The organism is Mesorhizobium sp. FG116 (assembly GCF_057809835.1).
Genome location: NZ_JBMDKS010000049.1, coordinates 1 through 9,723, shown reverse-complemented (window position 1 = coordinate 9,723; position 9,723 = coordinate 1). Strand labels below are relative to the sequence as shown.

At 61.1% G+C, this 9,723-nt stretch carries 10 protein-coding genes; 6 read left to right on the top strand and 4 right to left on the bottom strand.

The genetic code is table 11. From position 1 onward, the window contains the following. The 3 genes from ACODTY_RS22565 to ACODTY_RS22555 all read left to right on the top strand — a co-directional run. Positions 1-224, top strand: a 224-nt coding sequence (locus tag ACODTY_RS22565; protein ID WP_488996418.1) for a hypothetical protein, incomplete at its 5' end; no start/stop codon positions are given. Positions 225-441: 217 nt separating this feature from the next. Further along, complete coding sequence (locus ACODTY_RS22560) at positions 442-594, top strand: hypothetical protein (protein ID WP_488996417.1); 153 nt, start codon at positions 442-444, stop codon at positions 592-594. A gap of 339 nt (positions 595-933) precedes the next feature. After that, complete coding sequence (locus ACODTY_RS22555) at positions 934-2,022, top strand: sensor histidine kinase (protein ID WP_488996416.1); 1,089 nt, start codon at positions 934-936, stop codon at positions 2,020-2,022. A gap of 52 nt (positions 2,023-2,074) precedes the next feature. Here the strand turns inward: ACODTY_RS22555 and ACODTY_RS22550 are convergent, their stop codons facing one another. Next, the gene (locus tag ACODTY_RS22550) at positions 2,075-3,631 is read right to left on the bottom strand and encodes a PAS domain S-box protein (protein ID WP_488996415.1); all 1,557 of its coding nucleotides are present in this window, start codon (positions 3,629-3,631) and stop codon (positions 2,075-2,077) included. A gap of 156 nt (positions 3,632-3,787) precedes the next feature. Here ACODTY_RS22550 and ACODTY_RS22545 point away from each other — a divergent pair, with 156 nt between their 5' ends. The 3 genes from ACODTY_RS22545 (at position 3,788) to ACODTY_RS22535 (ending at position 6,157) form a co-directional block, all read left to right on the top strand. Beyond that, positions 3,788-4,006, top strand: a complete 219-nt coding sequence (locus tag ACODTY_RS22545; protein WP_488996414.1) for a hypothetical protein — start codon at positions 3,788-3,790, stop codon at positions 4,004-4,006. A gap of 512 nt (positions 4,007-4,518) precedes the next feature. Further along, complete coding sequence (locus ACODTY_RS22540; protein ID WP_488996413.1) at positions 4,519-5,448, top strand: winged helix-turn-helix domain-containing protein; 930 nt, start codon at positions 4,519-4,521, stop codon at positions 5,446-5,448. After that, positions 5,381-6,157: a tetratricopeptide repeat protein gene (locus ACODTY_RS22535; protein ID WP_488996412.1), complete on the top strand. Its 777-nt coding sequence runs from the start codon at positions 5,381-5,383 to the stop codon at positions 6,155-6,157. The genes ACODTY_RS22540 and ACODTY_RS22535 overlap by 68 nt, the downstream gene beginning before the upstream one ends. 70 nt (positions 6,158-6,227) lie before the next feature. Here ACODTY_RS22535 and ACODTY_RS22530 read toward each other — a convergent pair whose 3' ends face one another. From ACODTY_RS22530 to ACODTY_RS22520, 3 genes are all read right to left on the bottom strand, one after another. Next, complete coding sequence (locus ACODTY_RS22530) at positions 6,228-7,553, bottom strand: pyridoxal phosphate-dependent decarboxylase family protein (RefSeq protein ID WP_488996411.1); 1,326 nt, start codon at positions 7,551-7,553, stop codon at positions 6,228-6,230. Between the two features lie 145 nt (positions 7,554-7,698). After that, positions 7,699-8,076: a hypothetical protein gene (locus tag ACODTY_RS22525; protein ID WP_488996410.1), complete on the bottom strand. Its 378-nt coding sequence runs from the start codon at positions 8,074-8,076 to the stop codon at positions 7,699-7,701. Then, positions 8,073-9,173 (bottom strand): DMT family transporter, encoded by a 1,101-nt coding sequence (locus ACODTY_RS22520; RefSeq protein WP_488996409.1) that lies wholly within the window; start codon positions 9,171-9,173, stop codon positions 8,073-8,075. Before ACODTY_RS22520 ends, ACODTY_RS22525 begins: the two co-directional genes overlap by 4 nt. Between the last annotated feature and the right edge of the window lie 550 nt (positions 9,174-9,723).

The window sequence follows — 9,723 nt, the reverse complement described above, 5'->3', positions numbered from 1 at the left end:
TGATCGAAGGCAGGACGGCAGACGGCACAAGCCGGGCCAGAGAAACCTTGGCGCGCTTCGGAACCTCTGAGGAATCGCGGACCGCCATCGACGAATTTCTGCTCGACATGATGACGCTCGAATTTGTTGTCGCCGCCGGCGGGTCCAAATCTGAAAACGCGCTCCGCGAACTCGCCCAATGGAAATTTGAGAAGGTTAGGCGCATTGTGACGCCGTCGAGATGAGTCCCATTCTCCTCAATCGAAGAGAATAATTCAGGCAAGGACGCCACGACAGGGGCGTTCGAGGCCGCCATCGAACAGGTGCTTATGGCCGCGCCCCGCTGAAAGAGGCGCCGAAGCAAAGCTCCCGATCCTGGCTGTTCCTGCCACGCCACGCCGCGCGAAGGTCGCAACACTGCGGCGTGCATGGTCCTCGACATAGCACTCCAGGAGGGCCGAGATGACCAACATCGTCACGCTGCAAGCCGACAAGCGCTGGAACGCGGTCATCGAGTATCGCACCGATGAAGGGAGGAGAGCGTCGAACACTATTTCGAGGAAATATCCGACCTGCACCTCATCATCGAGCACGGGCCTGACTGGAGTCTACTGATCCGTTGCACGATGACGCTGAACCGTCCCGATGATGGCGAGGAGCAGAACTGCGTCGAGAAAGCACTACGCGAAGAGCGCTCGCACTAGAATTTGCAGAGCATCGCCGGCGGCTTTAATGGCGCGTTTGCTCTTGATTGGCTGCGGGCGGGGTTCCACCATCCGTCCATTGTGTCCGTTCGATCCACGATCTCCCTGATCCCGACGCGCTACCCAGCATGGCGTGGGTCCAATCGACGATTGCTTTGACACGGAACGGCCTGTTTCAGAGTTGGGAGATAAAGTAAGCTGCGCCAACAGGCACGTCGCTGCCGCCCCCATGGTCCAGGAGGGAGAGGGAATGGCCGCCAATGACGATAGCGACCAGTCTGGTCAATTCGAACGCTTGTTGAATACGCCTGATCTGGCCGCGGCGCTGGAGAGCAGGCGCTTCAAGCAGTTTCTCGACCGATTGCCTGTCGCGACCGCGGTTTCAGTGCTTCAGCCGCGCGAGCGCATCGTCTACGCCAATAGTGAATTCGAACGGCTGTCAAATAGATCAGAAGAAGCAATCATCGGCGAAAATTGGACGATCCTCGCGGGCGCTGCGTCAGACGGCGCTGACAAGCAGCTCGGCACCGCGATTACCGATGGCAAGGATTTCATCGGCGTCTTTACGATCGAGCGCGGGGACGGCGCGCCCCTAGTGGTCAATGCATGGTCCGCCACCATAGAAGACGACGAAGGAACCGCCGCCTTCCGCCTGGTTGCGCTGATCGGAACACCGAGCGCCGACGAAACCGCACGGGAGGAGCTCGAACAACGCATCCGCGAGAAGGACACGCTGCTTCGCGAACTCCAGCATCGAGTCAAGAATAACCTCCAGATGATCACCGCGCTGATCCGGATGGAAGCACGCCATGGATCCGGCCAGGAAGAGAGCGCGCGCTTCGATCGGCTCGCAGGCCGGGTGGAATCGCTCGCGCTGCTCTATCAGGCGCTGGCGACGGAAGGGCAGTCCGAGGAAGTGGACCTCGGCACCTATCTCAGCCAGGTCGCCTCGGCGGCGATGCAAGCGCAGGCGACCGAGGGGATTCGCCTGGAACTCAAGGTGGATAGCTGGCCGGTTTCGGTGAATGTGGCGATGCCGGCGGGACTGGTCGTCAACGAGCTGATCACGAACGCGCTCAAATATGCTTTTGAAGGGCGCGATGGGGGCACCATCAAGCTGCACAGCCTTGTCGACGAGACCGGCTGCAAGGTCATTGTCGCCGACGACGGAGTCGGCCTGCCCGAAACCGTCGAATGGCCCGAGCCGGGCAAGCTCAGCGCATTGATCGTAACCTCCTTGCGGGAGAACGCCCATGCCCAGTTCAAGGTCGAGTCCACGCCCGGTAAAGGCATAACCGTGACGATCCGGTTTACGCGCGCCGCGGCGTCCGTTGCCTGATTTATGAATGCGGCAGCCAACCGGCCCTACCGTTGTGTCGTCGCTGGCAGATCTAATCCTTGGCCAGATCCCGCGGTTCCAGTTGACGCAGTGGCGCCTGAAGTTCCCACCTCACGCCATCATGCTCTTCGATAAACCTGCCCACGCCTCCGATCGCCGCCGGCGTGATCCGTTCCACCATGATCTTGCCAAGTCCGCCTTCCTTGACCACGGCATTTGCCGGGCCACCGCTCTCCCTCCATGTCAGGGCGAGCCATTCCTCATCATTCCTGTCAACTATATCCCAATCGACTTCGACCGTCCCGGCCTCGGCCGAGAGAGAACCGTGATCGATCGCGTTCCTGAACAGCTCATGGAAGGCCATGCCCAGATATTGCACGGCCATCGGAGAAAGCAGGAGTTCCGGGCCAGAAGCGGCGATCCGGTCCGGGTGACCGAAGCTTTCGGTCTGCGCCTTGAGCACGTCCTGGATGGGAGCCCCGTCCCAGTTGCGGCTGACCAGCAGGTCATGAGAGCGGGCGAGCGCCATGATCCTTTGCCGGATCTTGGTTTCGAACTGCTGTGGATCGTGGGTTCTGCCGTTCGTTTGCCGGATCATCGAAAGGATCACGGCGAACTGGTTCTTCACGCGGTGATTGACTTCCCGCAATAGGGCGTGGATGCGGTTCTGGCTCTCCACCCGATCCGAGATATTGCGAGCAATTTTCGAGGCGCCGAGGATCGTCCCGTTCTCGTCCTTGATCGGCGAGACCGTGAGCGAGATCGGGATCAGCCTGCCGTCGCTCCGGCGACGGATGGTTTCGAAGTGCTCGATACGCTCGCCTCGCCGGATGCTGCCGAGGACAAAGGTCTCCTCGTCCAGCCGGTCGTCGGGAATGATGCGCGTGATCGACTTGCCAATCATCTCGGCCGCCGAGTAACCGAAAGTCTCCTCTGCGGCCGGGTTCCACGAGGTGACGATGCCGTTCAGGTTCTTGCTGACGATGGCATCCTGGGAAGACTCCACCAAGGCGGCAAGAAGCCTGCCGTCGTTGACCAGCCGGTTGGCGGTGCGAAGCGCCAACTCGCGATCCCTTGCCGCGACGGAAGCTGCTTCCGCTGCCTCCCTGGCGGCGCGGCGCAACTCCAGCCCATCGACGATCAGCGATGCGAGGCTTTCAAGGATACCCAACTCGCGGACGCAAAACGCCCGCGGCAGGCGGTCCAGGACGCACAGCGTGCCAAGCTTGTGGCCGTCTTTGACCGCAAGCGGCACACCGGCGTATGAAGCCAGGCCGAATTCCTTGACGAGGCGGTTTTCCCGAGCGTCTGACGCGGCTCTTGCGTCCTCGATAACCCAGGGTTTGTCCTGAAGGATGGCATTGGCACAAAAGCCCGGCTCGCGATCAACGTGGTCGATCTGGAGGCCATATCTCGCCTTGAACCATATGCGGTCGACGTCGACAACGCTGAAAAGCGCAACCGGCGTCGACAGCAAATCGGCAGCGAGCGTCACGGTCCTGTCGAAGGTCGCTTCTTGGGAAAAGTCCCCAGCAGCGTACTGGCGAACCGCCTCCAATCGTGCTGCTTCGTCGGATCCCATCATGAACCTGCCTATGCGGGATGCCATCACAAACTCTTGAGTTTGCAGGCAGTTCCGCGAAACTCAAAAAAGTTCAATGCCTTCTGAAGCCACGATGGCTCTGCTATTCGTCCGAATGTGTCACTATGGCTCGAGACAAAGCGGGTGAACAATCATGGACGAAAGCCGGCGAAGGAGGGATCAATGGCTATCGTGCGGGCGCTGGAAGGTTTGGGCATCCTGGATCCCGAGCAGATCGCCGTCCTGCAGGAGATATTCGACGCTGCATGTGCACGTCTCGACCTCGATCCAAAATCTCCGGAGGCAGAGAGTGTCGCTCAACGGCTCGTGGCCGCCCATCAGTCGGGAACGCTCGACAGAAAGACGTTCCTAGACTCTATAAAGAGACCGGGCTTCGGCTAAATTGGTACTAAAGTGGCTCGGTGCAATCGTGTTGGCGCGCCCTTCTGGTCCTGGGGGGGCGCAATGATGGCCGGGGCCGTAAACGTCCAGGAATGCCCCTATAAGATTTCTGGCCATGCCAGATCACGCCCTGGCTGGCATTGCGGATGGCGTCGATCGGGAACCTCTCGTCCGATGTCTTGATTGCTGCAGACAGACGACGTCGCAGGCGCCGTGCGTGGACCGAGAAGGCACCATCCATCGGTGATCCCGATGCCAAAGCGAGAAACTGCGCTTTGACCTGGTCCGTCTGAGAGGCGGCCAATCATAGTGCCGCCGCGCCGAATTGATTCATACTCCGGCAGGTTGCCTACGCGCATCCTTTGAGGCACCGCTCTTCGCGTTTTAGAGTTGAGGGTTACCTGATACGGTTCATGTTTAGGTCAGGGCCACTGTCTAGTGTTCACAGTAGAAACACGGTGATTATTTGGCCATGATTGTCAGAATGGCGTCGAGCCATGACGGAAAGGATCATGACCGTATTCGAGTTTGCTGGTCATACACTGGATCTCAGGCAGGGCCGGCTTCGGAACAGTGTCGGCGACGTTACACTGCGCCCGAAATCCCTTGCGCTGCTAACCTATCTTATCCAGCATCCTGGCCGCGTCATCGCTAAGGACGAATTGGTGCGAGCGGTATGGCCAGACGCCTTTATCTCCGATGATTCTCTCAGCCAATGTCTCAAGGACATCCGCGCTGCTCTCGGCCACGAAGCGGAAGGTATCGTACGGACCGTTCCACGCCGCGGGTATTTACTCGATGAAACGCGGTTGCGTATTCTCCGCCAGCAAGAAGATACGCCACCGACGCCGGCGGGCCAGCCTCAGCCCGAAAAGCCGTCGATCGCCGTGCTGCCTTTCGAGACGGCCGGCTGCGACCAGGATTGGTTTTCCGACGGCATAGTGGAGGACATCACCACGGCGCTGGCCAAAAGTCGCAGATTGCGTGTGGTCTCCAAGAATTACAGCTTCGCTCTCAAGGGGCGCGCCATGCGCGGCGACGAGATTGCGCGAGAGCTACGCGTGCGGCATCTACTGGAGGGCAGCGTACGCCTCACCGGCCAGCGTATCCGCGTCTCCACCCGCCTGGTCCAGGCCGAAACCGGCGACCTTCTCTGGGCGGAGCGGTTCGACAGCGACATGGCGGACATCTTTGCGATCCAGGACGAGATCACGGAAGCCGTCGTCAGCCGGCTGGAGACCGAGGCTGTTAGTCGAGGAAAAGGAAGCCATACGGCAGGCCCGCATGACAAGCGTCGAAGCTTATCACTACGAGCTGCAGGGCCGGCAGTTGGCCCTGGCGCTGACGAAATCCAACCTTCTCACGGCGCGACGCATGTTCGCCAAGGCGGCCGGGCTAGATCCGCTCTATGCGCGGGCCCATGCAAGCATGGTGATCTGTGATTGCTACCTTCGCGAGTGGCATGGCCACGCTGTCGCGGCGGAGGCGACCCTGCCGATCGCTGAGAAGGCCCTAGATCTCGACCCGAGTCTTCCCGAAGCCTACATCGCTTACGGTTTCGCGCTTTTCGGCCACGGAAGATACGACGAGGCTGAGCGCTCCTACCGGCAAGCCCTTTCGCTCGATCCTAATTCCTACGAGGCCAATTTCTTTTTCGCCTCGACCATGATGCGCTTCCGACGCGACCGGGTGGGAATGGTTTCACTGTTCACACTGGCCGCCCAACTGCGGCCGGACGACTATATTTCGCCGATGATGGTCGCCGCCTTCCTTCCCTGGAGCGATCCGCGGCGGCCGGATTGGGCAAGATCCTGCATCGAGCGTGCCGAGCGGGCGGCGAAGCTCAATCCGCAGGACCCATCGCCTTTGCATCGTGGCGCCGTCGCCTATGCCTATCTCGGCGACAAGGAGAGCGCGCATGGCTGGCTGACCAAGGCGCTTGCCATCGAACCCGATGATTTCGTCGCGCATGTCAACGCTTCCAGCATACACGCGCAGTTCGGCGAAGCGAACGAAGCGCTCCACCACCTCGAAAAGGCCGCCCGGCAGGCGCCCCGAAAAACCATTGAGATGCTCCTGGCCGATATCGACTACGATCCCATCCGCGAGGATCCGCGTTTCTCGCAGATACTGCCTCTGCAAGACGGGTGACATCTCGTGGCGCCCTCCAGGGCGATGTCGACTCCGGCCGCATCCCATACAATGATCGCCAGTAGATCTTTCAGCTGGATCCCGCCTCTGCGCGCTGACGGGCAGCGTGCCAAGCCGACAGGATCGCGTCGGCTGCGATTTTTCCCTGTTCCTCGTCGGTAAACCAAGAGGTGACCGAAATGCGCATGGCCTGCCGCCCGCGCCATTTTGCCCCGCTCGTGAAACACACCCCGTCGGACTGAATCTGGCGGATCGTCAATTCAGTGAGGCGGTCGGCTTCGTCATCGGGACCGTCGACCCCGAAGCGAACGAGGACCTGGTTGAGAACGACGTCGTTCAGGATTGCTATGCCGCTGTTCTCCCGCAAGTGCTCGGCGATGCCATGCGCTACTCGGCAATTCCGCTCGATCATGGCAGCGATGCCAGTGCGTCCGAGATGCTTAATCATCGCCCAAGTGGCGAAGCCGCGCGCACGGCGCGATAGTTCCGGAACGAAATGCGTGGGATCGCGCTCGCCTTCCTGTGCCGATGGCAGATAGCTGGCGGCGATCGTCATCGCCCGGCGGTGCGCTTCCTCATCGCGTACGATCGCATATCCGCAATCATAAGGGGTCTGGAGCCATTTGTGGCCGTCGACGGCCCACGAATCCGCCTCGTCGAGGCCGTGTGTCAGGTGTTTCCGATCCGGACAGGCGCGGGCCCATAGACCGAATGCGCCATCAACATGTATCCAGACATCAGCCTTGCGCGCCAGGGGAACAAGTGCCCGAAAGTCGTCGAATGCGCCGGTGTTGATCTGGCCCGCCTGCAAGATGACGATGCCCGGCCCGGAAATCCTTTCGGCGGCGGCCGCGAAACTCTCGGACATCATTCGGCCATTCCGGTCGGTCTTAACCCGAACCACCCTGTCGTGTCCCAGGCCAAGGAACTGCAGGGCGGAAAAGACGGTCGTGTGAGCGTCGTCGCCGATGAGGACGGTGATCGGCGGCGCGCCGAAAAGACCTCGTGTATCGACGTCCCACCCAGCTCGCCTGAGCACTGAGCCGCGGGCCGCCGCCAGCCCAGTGAAGTTGGCCATTGTGGCGCCGGTGACGAAGCCGACCGAACTCCGGCGCGGCAGATCAAGCAGATCCACCAACCAGCCGCCGGCTACAGTTTCTATAGCGGCCGCAGCGGGCGCCGCATGATGATTGCCGGCATTCTGGCCCCATGCGCTGGTCAGCCAGTCCGCTGCGACGCCAACCGGATGCGAGCCGCCGATCACCCAGCCGAAGAAGCGTGGGCCCGTCATGGCGTGCAGGCCGGGCTCGGCGCGAGCCACTAGGTCGTCGATCACGGCGACCTCCTCGTTGCCCGCTTCGGGAACTGCTTCCCGGAACGCATCGAGGGACTGCATGTAGCCGTGCAGCGTCCGCTGCGGCCTAGACGCGATCGTTTCCCGGAAATGGGTCGCATGATGGGCGGCGCGCTGGAGAGGGATGCGGATTGCGCCTGGATCCTTAGCCGTATGGTGCGCCTCCGACCAATCTCTAGCCTGAAATTCATCCCTTTGCCGCATCGCTCGTTTCTCTTCGCCTGTCATGGAGCGGAAGTATTTTTTCGGTCGTGAGGGGCTGGTCTTCCGACCCCAGTCGCGCAGCATCATGCCGCTTGAGACGACAGATTACAGTGGAAGCATCCTCCGCAATCGAAAAGGCGAGGATACCGCCGTCACTCATCGCGGGCAGATCGGCCAACCGGTCCCAAACGACATAAAGATCGGAGGGATCGACAACGTAGTCATATCGTTCGCTGCGCGCCTTTTCAGCTTCCCGTGACGCTCTTTCTCCGATGGTCGTGCGTAGCGGCGCAGCAAGGCCTGCCACTGCGCCTCCCAGGCTCCATGCGCGGCAAATACCCTCTAAACGCTGTCGTTTCATAGCGTGGCGAGCCCGATCACGATCGCTGCTACGAGGCTCGCGATATTTAGACTAGATCGAAATCGAATATGCGCAGGTTGGTCTGCGTGCGGAGCGCTATGGTTGCTGTCGGCCGCCACGGGAGCGACATAGATGCTCCCAAAGCAGGCTCGCCACGAACATCGCGCGAAGGGCCCAGCTGATGCTCGGGGATGGCTTTCGGGTTCTCCGGTTCGATCGATGTCAGGCTGGGCGCCGGGCTGACCTGAAACCCGCGTGCATCCCCCACGTTCGGAGGCACTCGAGATAAGGAAGAGGATGGCGCCGAGCATGATTGCCACACCCAGAGCGGCGATAGAAGAAATGCGTTCGCCGAGGAACAGCGCCGCGCTCAGCCCGCCGAAAGCGCCTTCCGCGCTGACGATGACCGCAGCATGGCTTGCCGGCGTGAAGCGCTGCGCCGCCGTCTGGAGGCCGAATGCAAGCGCAGTGGAAAAGACCCCCAACACGATGAGTTCGCGACCGGCTTCTGCCACGGAGCCGGGCGACAAGTTGCCAAAGATGGCACCGAGAGGCAGGGCCAGGATCGCAACGCCGAGAAATTGCGCGGCCGCCGCTGTGAACGGATGGCCATGGAGGTGCATGTGTCGGCCGAGCTCGACCATCCACAGCGCATAGCAGCCGGCCGACAGCAAGGCGATCGCATCACCGCGGCTGATATCGCTGAAGCCACCGCACAGCATCAGCGCGCCGATCATCGTCGCGCCGCCCGTGTACCAGACGGTCCGCGCCGGCTGCTCGCCCATCAGCAACCATCCAGCCAGCGGCGTGATCACCGTGGCCGTATTTACGAGGAAGCTGGCATTCGTAACCGTGGTGGTGGAGTAAGAGGCCTGCTGGAACATGAGCGCGACGGCGAACAACACCACGACCCTGGCAAGGCTCATCCAGTGCCCGCGCGCCTTGCGTCCCCCGCGCTCGCCAGCCACCAGCGGCAGGATTAGGAGCCCGCCGATCAAGCAACGCATCGCGACCGCGCTCAACGGATCGAGATGGTCAAGCACCGTCTTCTGCGCAACATTTCCGAAGCCCCAGAACGCTGCGGCAACGAACAGCAATAGATTGGCGTGAAGTCTCGACATGCGTCCGATCCAGCATCCGGCAACTCGGGATCATACGCGCGTCGCCTTGGACCTTTCCGGGTATCATCGTGCCACCGATCGAGCGCAGTCGTCATGAATGAAGTCTGATGGAGTTCTGAAATTTTGCGGTGGCGGGATACAGTCTTAGAAAGGGAGAGCGAAACGGAACGCGGAGCCAGGTTTCGGGTCTAGTCTAGATTAGGTCCGATTGCAGGCCGGTGATCGCTGAGGCGAAGCAACACTACGCATCCCCGCGCTTCAGCAACAATTCAGGAAAATTTCCCGGAACGTTCCAGGACATTCGGCCAGTTCGATGAGAACCTCCACGCATCACCGCAAACGCATGGAGCGACCCATGGCACACATCCGCCTCGACGGCGTGGCATCGTCGGCGTCCCTCTTCCAAGTAGTCTTCCGGCCTTTCCAGAGAGCAGCCGTAGCCAGGATCGGTGTGGGCGCAGAGACTGATCATCCGCTGACCGACGAGAGGACGTTGCAGGCCATCTCGAGGCTGAGCGACGAGCAG